The sequence below is a fragment of the Robinsoniella sp. RHS genome (assembly GCF_001029355.1).
Classification (GTDB): domain Bacteria; phylum Bacillota; class Clostridia; order Lachnospirales; family Lachnospiraceae; genus Robinsoniella; species Robinsoniella peoriensis.
Genome location: NZ_JNGB01000145.1, coordinates 1 through 14,159, shown reverse-complemented (window position 1 = coordinate 14,159; position 14,159 = coordinate 1). Strand labels below are relative to the sequence as shown.

The 14,159-nt window shown below is 40.5% G+C and carries 15 protein-coding genes and 1 pseudogene; 14 read left to right on the top strand and 2 right to left on the bottom strand.

The genetic code is table 11. The features are described 5' to 3' along the window. From RHS_RS26380 to ptsP, 14 genes and pseudogenes are all read left to right on the top strand, one after another. Positions 1-592 (top strand): annotated as a pseudogene (locus tag RHS_RS26380) (glucose-1-phosphate adenylyltransferase); the annotation flags it as partial. Beyond that, on the top strand, positions 592-1,710 hold the full coding sequence (glgD, locus tag RHS_RS26375) for a glucose-1-phosphate adenylyltransferase subunit GlgD (protein ID WP_027295992.1): 1,119 nt from the start codon (positions 592-594) through the stop codon (positions 1,708-1,710). The pseudogene RHS_RS26380 and the gene glgD, both read left to right, overlap by 1 nt. A 41-nt stretch (positions 1,711-1,751) precedes the next feature. Continuing rightward, a complete protein-coding gene (spoVG, locus tag RHS_RS26370; protein WP_027295993.1) occupies positions 1,752-2,039 on the top strand; it encodes a septation regulator SpoVG in 288 nt (95 codons plus the stop codon). 330 nt (positions 2,040-2,369) lie between these two features. Next, positions 2,370-3,428, top strand: coding sequence for an L-ascorbate 6-phosphate lactonase (gene ulaG / locus RHS_RS26365; protein ID WP_047834848.1), 1,059 nt, complete (start codon positions 2,370-2,372; stop codon positions 3,426-3,428). A gap of 156 nt (positions 3,429-3,584) precedes the next feature. Further along, positions 3,585-4,046 carry a PTS sugar transporter subunit IIA gene (locus RHS_RS26360; RefSeq protein ID WP_047834847.1) on the top strand — a complete coding sequence of 154 codons (462 nt, stop codon included), beginning with the start codon at positions 3,585-3,587 and terminating at the stop codon, positions 4,044-4,046. A gap of 4 nt (positions 4,047-4,050) precedes the next feature. Then, positions 4,051-4,791, top strand: coding sequence for a creatininase family protein (locus RHS_RS26355; RefSeq protein WP_395023575.1), 741 nt, complete (start codon positions 4,051-4,053; stop codon positions 4,789-4,791). A gap of 21 nt (positions 4,792-4,812) precedes the next feature. Then, a complete protein-coding gene (locus tag RHS_RS26350; RefSeq protein WP_047834845.1) occupies positions 4,813-5,643 on the top strand; it encodes a Cof-type HAD-IIB family hydrolase in 831 nt (276 codons plus the stop codon). A gap of 231 nt (positions 5,644-5,874) precedes the next feature. Next, positions 5,875-7,227: a PTS transporter subunit IIC gene (locus RHS_RS26345; protein WP_052430705.1), complete on the top strand. Its 1,353-nt coding sequence runs from the start codon at positions 5,875-5,877 to the stop codon at positions 7,225-7,227. A 66-nt stretch (positions 7,228-7,293) separates the two neighbouring features. Then, the gene (locus RHS_RS26340) at positions 7,294-7,593 is read left to right on the top strand and encodes a PTS sugar transporter subunit IIB (protein WP_044289655.1); all 300 of its coding nucleotides are present in this window, start codon (positions 7,294-7,296) and stop codon (positions 7,591-7,593) included. Positions 7,594-7,612: 19 nt separating this feature from the next. Further along, a complete protein-coding gene (locus RHS_RS26335) occupies positions 7,613-8,638 on the top strand; it encodes a uroporphyrinogen decarboxylase family protein (protein ID WP_027296002.1) in 1,026 nt (341 codons plus the stop codon). Positions 8,639-8,818: 180 nt separating this feature from the next. Continuing rightward, positions 8,819-9,601, top strand: coding sequence for a DeoR/GlpR family DNA-binding transcription regulator (locus RHS_RS26330; protein WP_027296003.1), 783 nt, complete (start codon positions 8,819-8,821; stop codon positions 9,599-9,601). Between the two features lie 258 nt (positions 9,602-9,859). Then, a complete protein-coding gene (locus RHS_RS26325) occupies positions 9,860-10,354 on the top strand; it encodes a hypothetical protein (protein WP_047834844.1) in 495 nt (164 codons plus the stop codon). Between the two features lie 110 nt (positions 10,355-10,464). Then, the gene (locus RHS_RS26320) at positions 10,465-10,728 is read left to right on the top strand and encodes an HPr family phosphocarrier protein (RefSeq protein WP_027296005.1); all 264 of its coding nucleotides are present in this window, start codon (positions 10,465-10,467) and stop codon (positions 10,726-10,728) included. A gap of 9 nt (positions 10,729-10,737) precedes the next feature. Then, positions 10,738-12,411: a phosphoenolpyruvate--protein phosphotransferase gene (ptsP, locus tag RHS_RS26315; RefSeq protein ID WP_047834843.1), complete on the top strand. Its 1,674-nt coding sequence runs from the start codon at positions 10,738-10,740 to the stop codon at positions 12,409-12,411. A 71-nt stretch (positions 12,412-12,482) separates the two neighbouring features. Here the strand turns inward: ptsP and RHS_RS26310 are convergent, their stop codons facing one another. Further along, positions 12,483-13,460, bottom strand: a complete 978-nt coding sequence (locus tag RHS_RS26310) for a sugar-binding transcriptional regulator (protein ID WP_395023568.1) — start codon at positions 13,458-13,460, stop codon at positions 12,483-12,485. Positions 13,461-13,617: 157 nt separating this feature from the next. Beyond that, on the bottom strand, positions 13,618-14,159 hold a 542-nt coding region (gene araD / locus RHS_RS26305), incomplete at its 5' end, for an L-ribulose-5-phosphate 4-epimerase AraD (protein ID WP_047834842.1).

The following is a 14,159-nucleotide window of genomic DNA, read 5'->3' as shown; positions in this document are numbered from 1 at the left end:
AAAGGGAGATAAGCTTGTAGCTTATGAGTATAACGGCTATTGGAAAGACGTCGGAACATTAGGTTCTTACTGGGAAGCAAATATGGAACTGATCGATATCATTCCGGAGTTTAACTTATATGAAGAGTTCTGGAAGATATACACAAGCAGTGAAATTATTCCTCCGCAGTATATATCTTCTGAGTCGGTAATTGAAAGGTGTATCATCGGCGATGGTACAGAGGTTTATGGTGAGGTACATAATTCTGTCATTGGAGCCGGGGTAACGATCGGAAAGGGAGCTGTCATTCGTGACTCGATTATCATGAGGGGAACCAAGATCGGCGATGGTGCTGTTCTGGACCGCTCTATCGTAGCTGAGAACACGGAAATCGGACAAGGCGCAGTGCTTGGCATAGGCGAAGAAGTTCCAAACAAATTAAAACCAAATGTTTATTCTTTTGGTTTAGTAACGGTAGGTGAAAATTCTTACATTCCGCCAAATGTGAAAATCGGAAAGAACACAGCAGTGGATGGAATTACAAGAGCGGAGGATTATCCGGATGGCGTACTGGAGAGTGGAGAAACTTTAGTTAAGGCAGGTGAAGCGTGATGAGAGCGATAGGAATGATTTTAGCAGGTGGCAACAGTCACAGAATGGGAGATTTATCAAATAAGAGAGCCATTGCAGCAATGCCCATTGCAGGCAGCTATCGAAGCATCGACTTCGCGTTAAGTAACATGTCTAATTCTTCTATACAAAAAGTGGCGGTATTGACACAGTACAATGCGAGATCTTTAAATGAACATTTAAGTTCTTCGAAATGGTGGGATTTTGGAAGAAAGCAGGGTGGTTTGTTTGTATTTACACCAACCATCACTTCTGATAATAGTTTCTGGTATCGGGGGACAGCAGATGCGATCTATCAGAATCTGGATTTTCTGAAGAAAAGCCATGAACCTTATGTGATCATTGCATCCGGTGACGGTGTGTACAAGCTGGATTATAATAAAGTGCTGGAATATCATATTGAGAAGAAAGCGGATATTACAGTTGTATGCAAAGATATGGCTCCAAGCGAAGATATTACAAGATTCGGTGTCCTGAAAATGAATGAGGACAGCAGAATCGAAGAGTTTGAAGAAAAACCGATGGTTTCATCCTGGAATACTGTTTCTACCGGTGTATATATTATCCGCAGAAGACAGCTGATCGAATTGATCGAAAGATGTGCACAGGAAGACAGGCATGATTTTGTAAAGGATATTCTGATTCGCTATAAGAACCTGAAGAGAATCTATGGTTATAAAATGAAAGAATACTGGAGCAACATTGCTACGGTAGAGTCTTATTATAAAACAAATATGGATTTTCTGAAACCGGAAGTGAGAGATTATTTCTTCCGTCAGTATCCGGATGTATATTCCAAGGTTGATGATCTTCCGCCTGCTAAGTATAATCCGGGCAGTGAAGTGAAAAACAGCCTGATATCCAGTGGATGTATCATTAACGGGCATGTAGAAAATTCGGTGTTGTTTAAGAAGACTTTTGTGGGTGAGAATTGTGTGATTAAGAATTCCATTATCCTGAATGATGTATATCTGGGTGATAATACATATATTGAAAATTGTATTGTTGAATCCCGCGATACCATACGGGCGAATTCTTATCATGTTGGCGAGGACAAAATAAAAATTGTTATAGAAAAAAACGAACGCTACGTACTATAACATTTTAAATTACGACTATATATGGAAAGGGGCTAAAAGACATGAATATTACAGATGTCAGGGTACGTAAAGTTGCAAAGGAAGGTAAGATGAAGGCGGTAGTTTCAATTACAATTGATGATGAGTTTGTTGTTCATGATATCAAAGTAATTGAAGGAGAAAAGGGGTTATTTATAGCCATGCCAAGCAGAAAGGCATCCGACGGAGAATATAGAGATATCGCACATCCTATTAATTCCCAGACAAGAGACCGTATTCAGGGTATCATCCTGGATCAGTACGAGGCTGTTGTAGCAGCGGAACCTGAATCGGAAGAGGCAGCATATTAATTTAGCAACGAAGATTTTATAGAAGTAAACCAGTAGTACACAAGGTAAAAAACGAAACATTGGTTATTTGCCGCATAGTTATGCAAGCAGTACAGGAAAAGAGAAAAGGTTATGTTTATACGCTCTGCTGTGGGAGGCAGGGCGTATTTTTTGTGTAAAAATACACACTGGGTTCCCGTGGGCGGCTTTCAACAAAATAAATGATCATATAATTAAGAAATATTCATATAAAATCATTGAAATGAACTTAAAAATGTAGTAATATAAACATATCAACTAAAACGAACATAATAATAATGAATTATATGATTATTTAAGGAGGAACTGTGTATGAGTAAAGTGGATGAGATCACAAGAGAGAATTGGATTTTAGGAGCGTTTCCGGAATGGGGAACCTGGCTGAATGAGGAGATTGACGCAGAGGAAGTGGAAAAGGGAACCGTAGCGATGTGGTGGCTTGGATGCACCGGAATTTGGATAAAAACAGAAGGAAATGCTAACATTGCAATTGACCTCTGGTTCGGCAATGGAAAAAGAACAAAGAAAAAACCATATATGGATGAATACCACCAAATGAGAAATATGACTGGCGGCAGGCTGATGCAGCCAAATCTGCGTGCGATGCCGATTGTTTATGATCCGTTTGCAGTAACAACAGTGGATGCAGTATTATCTACACATTATCACAATGATCATATCGATCCTTTTTTTGCAGCGGCAGTTCTGAAAAACTGTAAAGATGACGTACCATTTATCGGGCCTTTAGAAAGTGTGAACAAATGGCTCAGCTACGGTGTTCCAAAGGAGCGCTGTAAAATTGTGAAGCCCGGAGATGTAGTGAAAGTCAAAGATGTGGAAATCGTTGTTCTTGATTCTTTTGACAGAACCTGTATCGTTACGGCTGAAAAACCGCTTGCAGGGATCTGCCCGACGGATATGGATGATAAAGCGGTTAACTATCTGATCAAAACCCCGGGTGGAAATATCTACCACAGCGGAGATTCGCATTATTCTGTTTATTATGCGAAACATGGAAAAGATCATAAGATAGATGTAGCATTTGGCTCTTATGGAGAAAATCCGGCGGGAAATCAGGATAAGATGACTTCGGTAGATATTCTGAGAATGGCTGAAGCGCTGCAGACGGAAGTAGTTATTCCATTTCATTATGATGTATGGACGAATTTTAAAGCAGATCCGGCTGAAATTATGATGTTGTACAATTTCAAAAAACATGTGCTGGATTATAAGTTTAAACCATTCATCTGGGATGTTGGCGGCAAATTTATCTATCCGAACGATAAAGATAAACTGCAGTACCATTACCGCAGGGGATTTGAAGATTGCTTTGCGGATGAACCGAATGTTCCGTTTAGAAGTGTACTGTAAATATAGTCTGTAAAATTACAGGATAAGTGGATATGGTAAACGATTGTATTTTGTTGTAAAGTACTATATGTGTGTATAATAGCTGCAACTAATATTTTATAAGAAACATTAGCGTAGTAAGAATATTGCGGGAAAGAAGAGAGGTAGGTAAGTATTATGTTATTAAAGGAATTAGCAGATCAGAACAGAGTATGTTTTCATCAGAAATTTGATACCTGGGAAGAGGCGGTGGCAGCGTCCTGTCAGCCGCTGCTGGCGGATGGTTCTATCGAACAGGCATATGTGGATTCGGTAATTGCATGTGTAAAGAAATACGGTCCTTATATTGTATTTGCTCCCAATATTGCAATGCCTCATTCACAGGAGGGAGCAGTAGGAGTAAATGACACGGCGGTATCCTTTATGAAAGTCGAAGAGCCGGTACATTTTGAAGAAGGAAACCCGGAAAAGGATGCCAGATTATTCTTCGTGCTGGCATCCAAAGATCATACCATGCATATGCAGAATATGGAGAAGCTTGCAAATATGCTTTTGACAGCTGATATCATGGATGCGCTTTTGGAAGTGAAAAGTGTAGAAGACCTGCTGACATTGGATGAAAAATACTCCGGATTATAAAATTATGACGAGAAATTTGTTTTATTCAAACTGGGAAGATGCAAAGAATAAAATCCAAAACAGCGCAGGTGTGATCCTGACTCTGGGATCAGTGGAAGAACATGGATTTCACCTTCCGATGGGAACGGATACAATCATTGCGGAAGCACTGGCGGAAGAAATCTGCAGGCGCCAGAATCTGTATTTTTATCCTTGTGTTACTTATGGGCAGGTATGGTCTGCACGGGATTTTGAAGGGACTGTATCCATTTCTTCGGACTGTCTGAAAGAATATTGTGTACAGGCTGCAAAAAGTATACAAAGAGCCGGGGCGAAGCGGTTATTTATATTTTCCTTTCATAACGGCAATCATAAAGTAATTACAGAGGTACTGCGCATCTTAAAGGATGAGGACAGCAGGCCGGAGGCATACCATATATCACTGTCGGGAATCGAAAAAAACGTAGAGGATATTTTAACTACACCCCTTTGGAATGGCAAGGTGTGGCATGCAGGTGAATTAGAAACGTCTCTTATGCTTCATCTAAGACCTGAGTTAGTCCATATGGAGAAAGCCACCTGCGAATTTCCGGAAGTACCAAAGGCATATGCCCTGTCGGCAGTCCCCTGGAAAAGCTTTTTGAAATCCGGAGCATTTGGAGATGCATCCAGTGCAACGGCTGAAAAAGGCGGTCGTTTATATGAACGAATGTGCATTGAACTCAGCAGTCAAATAGAAGAAGTTATAAAAGCTATGGGAAACTGAGTAATAAAGGAGGTGGATTAGGTGGGGGATATTAAATTAATTGTCTGCGATCTGGATGGAACGCTTTTGAACAGCAAGAAGAAGATAAGCAGCTATACCAGAAAGGTACTGATGAAAACAAAGGAGCTTGGAATCCATATTTGTTTTGCGTCCGGCAGAGATGAGCAGATGATGGCAGTATATAGTAAATGCATTGGTGGATGCAGCTATATGCTTTCGAATAACGGGGCTCTGGTACGTGACACCACAGGAAACATCTTATATGAAGCAGCATTGGAGAAGCCGGATATACAACAGATCCTGGCTTTTCTTACGCAGCGGCAGATGGTTTTCATGATGTATACGGCTCAGACGATGTATTTTTCAAATGACAGTGAGAAGCTGAAAAAACGCATTACTAATTATGAAAAACTGTCCGAAGAAATGGGATATCCAATGAAACTGGCAGCAGAATCTATTACGGCAGATGATATAAACCGGAATTTTGATGATGTTGCCAAGATCGTTGTTTATGAAGACGAAGAGATGCAGATGAATGGATTTTTGGATTTTGCCAAGAATCTGGAGAATGTTCATTGTGAGTCTACCGGATATGGACTCCAGGGAGCTTTTCATAAGTCAGTTTCAAAAAGAACGGCACTCTTTAAAATTATGGGGCATCTGGGAGTTGATAAGAGCCAGGTATGTGTGTTCGGTGATTATGACAATGACCTCAGTATGTTTGAATGCGCAGACCGCAGAATTGCTATGGGCAACAGTATTGGGTGTCTGAAAGAAGCAGCAAGTGATATAACCCTGAGTAATGATGAGGATGGTGTGGCAGTTTATCTTGAAAAAGAACTGGATTTATGAAAGTAATAATTATAAATGAACGAAATGACAAAATATATGAATGTTTAGAGGGTAAAAATATCATTAAAGTATAAAATAATCATATAATAATGAAATAATCATAAAAATCAATTGACATATTTCATAAAAATAATTATAATAAGCATATAAGTTAAAGCATATTACACACGATAACGATTGTCCAGGGTGGGGCGGATAAGAGGGACGTGGAAATACGAAAGGAGAGGGATTATGCTAAACTATATTTTGGATTTACTATTGAAACAAATTTTCGGCCAGCCATTTTTACTTATGGCAATCATCGTTTTCATTGGTTACGTTGCAATGAAGCAAAAGTTCTCTAAGGCTATTACGGGGGCTGCGAAAGCTTCAATCGGTGTTATTGTAATGGGGATGGGATCGGGCGCCCTGATTGCAAATTTTGGTAAGTTACTTACAGCATTACAGAATGCAACCGGAATTCAGGGTGCGGGCCTGAATACTTATCCAACGATGACAGCAGCTTACGAAAAGATGGACAAGATTTTAGGGGATGGAACAGGAGCTTCCTGGGGGATTTATACGTTACTGGTTGCTTTTATCCTGAACCTGGTATTGGTTGCACTTCGTAAATTTACTAAGATCCGTGCCGTTTATTTAACCGGTAATGCAATGATTGTACAGGCTGGTATCAGTACTTACATTGTTTGGAGGTTCTTAGGACTTGGCATGATCCCTACCGTATTAATTGCAGCAGCAGTAACAGCATTGTACTGGGGTGTCTGTTCTACACTGCTGATTAAACCTACTCATGAAATAACAGGAGCAGACTTTACAATTGCCCATCAGCAGATGGTTGTCAGCTATATTGCATATAAAGTTGCTCCAAAACTGGGACATCCGGATAAAGACGATATTGAGAAGAAGAAAATGCCGGAATCTCTGAATTTCTTACAGGATAACGTTATTGCAACGGCGCTCGTAATGTTTATTTCCACAGCGATTATTTTCCTGGTTATCGGCGGCGACCAGATCGACTGGCTCAGAAGTGCAGACGGATTGAACCAGGGCGGACTGAAGAATAACATTGTATTCCTGGTATGGATTGGTATCACACTGACTGCAAACATCGTTGTTCTCTTATATGGTGTTCGAATGTTTGTAGGTGAATTAATGATCTCCTTTAAGGGTATTTCTGAAAAACTGCTTCCTGGTGCGGTTGCAGGTGTTGACTGTGCTGCGATATTCGCATTTGCACCGAAGTCAGTAGTGCTGGGACTCCTCTTTGGAGCATTGGGACAGTTAATCGGACTTGGCGGATTATTAATTTTTAAATCCCCGATATTCCTGGTACCCGGATTTATACCGTTATTCTTTGATAATGCTACGATCGCAATCTTTGCAAATAAATTTGGAGGCTGGAAAGCAGCAGGCGTCATTTGTACCGTAAATGGTATTATCCAGATATTGGGTTCGGCACTGGCGGTTCAGATGCTGCAGCTTACATGGTGGCAGGGAAGTGCCGATTATGCAACACTTTGGGTGGCAATTATTGCCATATTCAAAGGTATCGGCCAATTATTCGGAATACCGATTGCAGGTTAGTTTAAACAGGGTTAGAATAAAAAGTGACAATTATAAATAAGCAAATTGCTGAAAGGAGCAAAAGAGATGTTAAATATTTTATGTGTATGCGGAAATGGAATGGGAACAAGTACAATTTTGAAAATCAGTGTGAAGAAAATCTGTGATCAGAACAATATTGATGCAACAGTAGAGTCATGTTCATTCGGAGAGGCACTCTCCTATATTACAACCACAGATATCGTATTAACAAGTCCGGAGTGGGCAGGAATGCTGCCGCCAAGCAATGCGGTAATTGCAGAAACAAAGAATCTGATTGATACAAAGGCAGTAACAGAAACTTTATTAAACGCAGTAAAAGAACATTTTCCAAATGAAATAAAGTAAGGAAGGTAAGGAGACAGATATGACAGGATATGAAATTATAAAAGGAAACATTAATTTTACAGGACCGGACCGAATCGGACTTCGTTTTGACCGCATTGCCGGGAAGGGTGATGTATGTCGTATCTTTGTCCTTCCACCGAAAGATAAAAGGCCAAAAGGCAGGTATTCGGTTTCTAAGAAAGTACGTCCCGCCAATGGGGAATATGATGAATGGGGATGCCTGTGGGAAAGTGATGATGCAACCGGTTCCGATATGGGACAGGTAACTAATATTCCCATTGAAGAATGGGAGGACATGGAAGACTATGTAATTCCTGACCCTAAGGCAGAAGGACGGTTTGACGGACTGGAAGAGGCTCTGGATAAGGCGGAGGAAGCCGGACTGTATGTACAGCTTAACAGCCCGCAATGTATTTTTGAAAGAATGCATTTCTTAAGAGGTTTTGAAAATACGCTGATGGACTGCCTGATTGAGCCGGAAGAAATCGAAGCTATGGCTGTAAAACTGGCTGATTATCAAATAGGAATTATAGAAGAAGCTTACCGCCTTGGAAAAGGCAGAATCCACTGCTATGATACCACAGATGACTGGGGAACACAGAATAACCTGATGATATCTCCCAATGTTTTCCGTGAAATTTTTAAGCCGCAGTACAAAAGGATCTTTGACAAAGCCCATGAGTGCGGTATGGATATCCGATTCCACACCGATGGTAAAATCAATGATATTCTGGAAGACCTGATCGAACTGGGAGTTGATATTATTAATATTCATCAGCCAAGGCTGGTGGGTATCGATGAGGTATCAGAAATTGCAAAGGGAAGAATCTGCTTTGAAGCGGCAATTGACATCCAGGCCACGCTGCCTACCGGTGACAAAGCGCTGATTGAACAGGAAGCAAAAGAATTGATAGAAAAATGGGCAACACCTAAGGGTGGACTGATTGGTGTAGAATACGGATATCTGGATGCCATTGGAACAACCAGGGAATCTATGCTGTATGCCCTGGAATGTTTTGAAAAATACGGGAATTTTAAGCAGTAAATGAATATGGAACAGGGCGGCGTTTTTTAAATGCCGCCCTGTAATTATTTAGCAGGAGTATATTTGACGGTAATTATTCTATATGAAAAGAAGTGCTTGACGCTTATATGAAATGTTCATATAATTGGAGATATATCATGGGTTATTAAACAGGTATAGAAAACTAAAGGAGAGCGTGTTATGAAACGAAGCCGGGCATTAGTAGATAATCGAAGAAAGAAATTATTAGAAGCCCTGAAAAGTAACGGGTCAGTGAAAGTGGGGGATCTGGCCGAGGAATTTCAGGTTTCACCGCTTACAATCCGCAGGGATCTCCAGTATCTGGAGGATCACAAGAAATTAGAGCGTTTTTATGGAGGAGCTACGGTAAGCGGCGAAGACGATGAGATCGTCACTCAGGAAGACGAGATAAAAATGTACCGCAAGAAAATTGCACAGTATGCAGCATCACTGGTCGAGGATGGAGATACTATTTTTATCAATACCAGCTCTACGGCATTACAGATGATTAAATATATCAGAGATAAACGTGTTACCGTAATCACTAATAACGGTAAAGCAATCTTTATGGAGCACTCTTCTAAAGTGTCTGTCATTTTAAGCGGCGGAGAGCTTCGGGAAATTAAGGAAGCTATGGTAGGAGAGTTTGCCACGAATAATATCAGCAAGGTGACTGCTAAGAAAAGTTTCCTGGGCTGCAGCGGGTTATCAGTGGAGAGTGGTATGACTACGGAGATCTTAAGTGAAGTAAACATCAATGAACTGATGTTAAACCGTGTAACCGGTACATCCTACATATTGGCTGATTACAGCAAGCTTGGGCGTAACAGCAGTTTCGTTAGCTGCCCCACAGAACGGATCATCAATATTATTACAGATGAAAAGGCGCCTCAGAATATACTGGATGGATTTCAGGAAAATAATATTAATATTTTTCAGGTGAGAAGGGATATGGAATTGTAGAAGGTAAATAAAATGGATATGTTACACTCGTTTGAAAAGAAGGAGTGCGTAAACAGAAGGTTCTATATGGGTTAGACCGTTTTTGGTCTGAATATAGGAAACAGGCTGTTTATGCACTCTTTTTTGAAAGGAGAGAACAAATATAAAATTAAATGTTCATAAAAATATTGAAATATATCATATAATTAAGAACATAATGATTGATTTGTGAATAATTATATGATATAATGAACGTATAAAAAGAAAGGGGCGGGTTTTATGATTATTTTGAACTATGCGGTATGTGTATTGTTGATAGGGTGTCTTATTGGGGAAGCTTACTTTATTATCCGGAGAAATAAAACAATTGTAAAAAAGGGAAAAGATGACTTCTTCACCTATGCGCTGGTTATGTTCTTTGCTCTTTTAATTTTCCCGATTACTACAGCTAACAGCATGATTGAGGATTTTCGTAATATCCTGGTGCTGGTTACGCTTTTTGCATCAGCGGGAATTAAAAGAGGACTATCTGAAAATGGTGTGGAAAAGATATGTTATACCATTCCATGGAATCAGATAAAGGAGATCCGGATTGATTCTTTTCAGTACTCCAAGATGCAGATTATCTGTGTGACACAAAAGAGAAAGTATAAGCTTTTATTTAGCAAATACCAGTTAAAAGATATTCTTAGAGAGCTGGAAAAACATGTTTCTAACATCTATATCCAGAGTTCGCTGGATGATGTTTTGAAAATGAAAAAAGCAAAGGCATAAAGGTGTTTCAAACAGAATATAAGTGGAACTTAAAATGAAACTTTATGAAATTTTAAATGAAACTTTTAAATAATGAATATAAAATAATGAAAACAAAGGAGAAGATACAAATGGTTAGCGAAAAAATTACAGTTATTAACAAGTCAGGATTACACTTAAGACCGGCAGGAGAACTTTCTAAAATTGCAGCAAAATGTCCATCAAACATCACACTGGTAAAAGGCGAAAAGCGTGTAAATCCCAAAAGTGTCTTGATTCTGATGAGTGCCGGAATCATGTGTGGGGATGAAATTACGGTAGAGTGTGACGGAGAAACGGAAGAACAGGATTTAAAAACAATTTTAGCTGCAATTGCTAGTGGTTTAGGAGAATAGGGGATAGGAATGAAAACGATACAGGTTGAAAAGACTTCTTCCAAAGGAATTGTTATGGGGCAGGTATTTCGAAAAGAAGACCAGGATTTGTCACCGGAATGCTATGCTGCAATAGATAATGAGGAAGAAACAAAAAAATATGAAACTGCTGTAAATGAGGTGATTAAAGAGTTAGAGCCTCTGGCAGAAGAATCGGATATTTTTTCTGCGCACCTGGAATTGGCAAAAGATATAGCCCTTATGGAAGGTGTTCTGGATAAAATCAATAATGGTAAAGAAAATGCTCAGATGGCATTAGCACATACGGCAGAAGAATATTGTGCCATATTTGAATGTATGGAAGATGAATACATGAGAGAAAGGGCAGCGGATATTAAAGATATCAGAAACAGGCTGATGCGAAAATTAAAGGGACTTCCGGACAGTGATTTTGATGCAATCCAGGAAAAAGTAATTTTAGTTGCATCAGATCTGGCTCCTTCCGACACTGCAAAACTAAATCTGGACTATATTCTGGGATTTATAACGGAACTGGGCGGAGTTACCAGCCATGTTTCCATTATGGCAAGAAGCCTGGGGCTGCCTGCGCTGGTGGGCGTAAAGGGGATTCTGGAACATGCGTCTTCCGGTGACTTTTTGATCATGGATGCATCTGAAGGGAAGATCATTGTAGAGCCTGACAGGGAACAGATAGAAGAATATCAGGTGAAGGCAGAAGAATTTGCAAAGCATCAGAAAGAACTGGAGGCCCTGAGCCACCTTCCGGCTATAACGTCTGATGGCAGAAGTGTCAAGGTATGTGCCAATGTAGGAAGCATTGAAGATGTAAAAAATGCCGTAAAAAACCATATTGATGGTATCGGATTATTTAGAAGTGAATTTTTATATATGGAAAATTCTCATTTTCCAACAGAAGAAGAACAGTTTGCGGTATATAAAGAAGCTGCGGAACTGGTGAAGAGTGAACTGATTATCCGGACGCTGGACATTGGCGGGGATAAAGAACTTCCTTATTATGTATTTGAAAAAGAAGAAAATCCATTCCTTGGCTGGCGTGCGATTCGTATTTCATTAGAAATGGAGGATATGTTCAAAGATCAGCTGAGAGCACTTCTAAGGGCAAGTGCATTTGGAGATATACGGATTATGTATCCTATGATTATTTCTATGGAAGAGCTGAATAAAGCAAATGAACTGTTAGAGGTCTGTAAGACGGAATTAAAGGCTGAGGGACTGGCTTATAAAGAAGATATCAAAGTGGGAATGATGATTGAAACGCCTGCATCTGTGATGTGTGTGGAAGAATTTGCAGCCCATGTGGACTTCTTCAGTATAGGGACAAACGACCTTACCCAGTATTTATTGGCAGTAGATCGTGGAAATAAAAAGATTGCGTCCCGGTATAATTCGTTTCATCCGGCAGTAGTGAAAGCGATCCAGCGGATTATTCAGGCCGGTCATGCTCACCAGATTCCAGTTGGTATGTGCGGGGAATTTGCAAGTGATGATAAAGCAACGGAGATGCTTCTTGGAATGGGACTGGATGAATTCAGTATCTCAGCCGGTGAAGTGGCAAATATTAAAAATGTAATCCGAAACAGCAGCTATGAAGAGGCAAAACAGACTGCATTTAATGCTGTATCGGCATATACGATCCGTGATGTAATGGATGCACTACAGTAAAGAAACCGCTTATTCGTCAGAGGATAAGCGGTTTCTTTTGCAGCTATACGCACGATTAAGAATTGTGCTCTTTAACGGAGGGCATTGTTTAATTCCAGAATCTTCCTGGCAGCATAATGGTCGATAATCAGTGTGTTGATATATCCTCCCCGGACAGCTCCCAGAACGGCTTCTGCCTTTTCCTCCATGCCAGCCACACAGATTACTTCGTTTACATTTTTAATATCCGCCAGATCAATACCGATCATTTTCTGGGAAAGGCTCGTCAGAATTTCCTGTCCCCGGATATCATAGAAGTGTCCTCCGATATGTCCGATGGCGCCTTTTGCGGAAAGCTTTTCAAGTGATCCGGGCTGGATGAAATCCTTCCAGGACTTAGAGGCGATGGAACCGACGCTGGTTAGAATAACATTCGCACGCCGGGCCAGATTCAGAGTTTCCTTAATATTTGGCTCCTGAATCAGACTTTCCCGAAGGCTTCGTGACTTCACGAAAAGCGGAGCATAGATATAATGGTAGGTGCCTCCGTAGGAAGCCGCTAGTTCTTTAGAGAGATCCAGGGAATCACGCTCCGGTTTGTGGGTGATTGCAGCGCCCATTATGGGAACAACCGTTAGGGGGATATTTTTACTGGTTTTAATGGCCTGAACCGTATGGTATACCGTATTTCCCCAGGACATTCCCAAAATAGTATTTTTATTAATAATAGAGTCCAGATAATAGGCAGCAGCTTCTCCCAGCTTTTGCAGTACTAAGGAAGAATTCTGCTCCTTTACAGAGATAATCCGGACATGCTTCAGAGAAAATGTATTCATAAATTCCTGTTCCAAAGAACAGTTCCTTTCCCAGGGTTCATGTATGGTAATCTCCACCACGCCAATCCTGCGGGCTTCTTTTAACATCCTGGAAATCTTAGAACGGGAAGTATAGAACCGGTCTGCTATTTCATTCTGGGTCATTTCAGAATTGTAATAAAGATTTGCTACGGCAGAAAGAAAATTCCATTTCTCCGTATCATTCATCATTTCGTAATTTTTCACATCATCCACCTCATGCAACTCCTTTCCAATCTGTTCTCGTGGTTAATTTCTAATGATTATATTAGCAATTATGAGGGGGTTTGTAAAGGAGATCTGATCTGTATAATCATCAAAAACCAAATCATATGTAAAAAGGGAGAGCCACAAGCTCTCCCTTCAATGTCCCTTATTTTTGTCCGTAATATGCACCCGCCCCATGTTTCCTCAGATAATGTTTATCCTGGAGTACCTGAGGTGCCGGTTTTATGGCTGGGTTTAAAGTTTCGGTACGGTAAGACATTTTCGCTATTTCTTCCAATACCACTGCATTGTGCACCGCATTAGCTGCGTCTGTTCCCCAGGTGAAGGGCCCGTGGTTGTTACAGAGAATACCTGGAACGGACATTACGTTTTTGGCAGAAACGGTTTCTATGATAACTAATCCGGTGTTCTTTTCATAAGCAGAATTAATTTCTTCCGGTGTCAGACTTCTGGCACAGGGGATTTCTCCGTAGAAATAATCCGCGTGGGTGGTTCCGTAGCAGGGAATGCCTCTTCCGGCCTGAGCCCAGGAGGTTGCCCAAGGAGAATGGGTATGTACAATACCGCCGATTTCGGGATAAGCTTTGTACAATTCCATATGTGTAGGCGTATCTGAGGAAGGATTATAGCCACCCTCTATTTTATTTCCGTTCAGATCCATAACCACCATGTCCGAAGGAGCCAGTT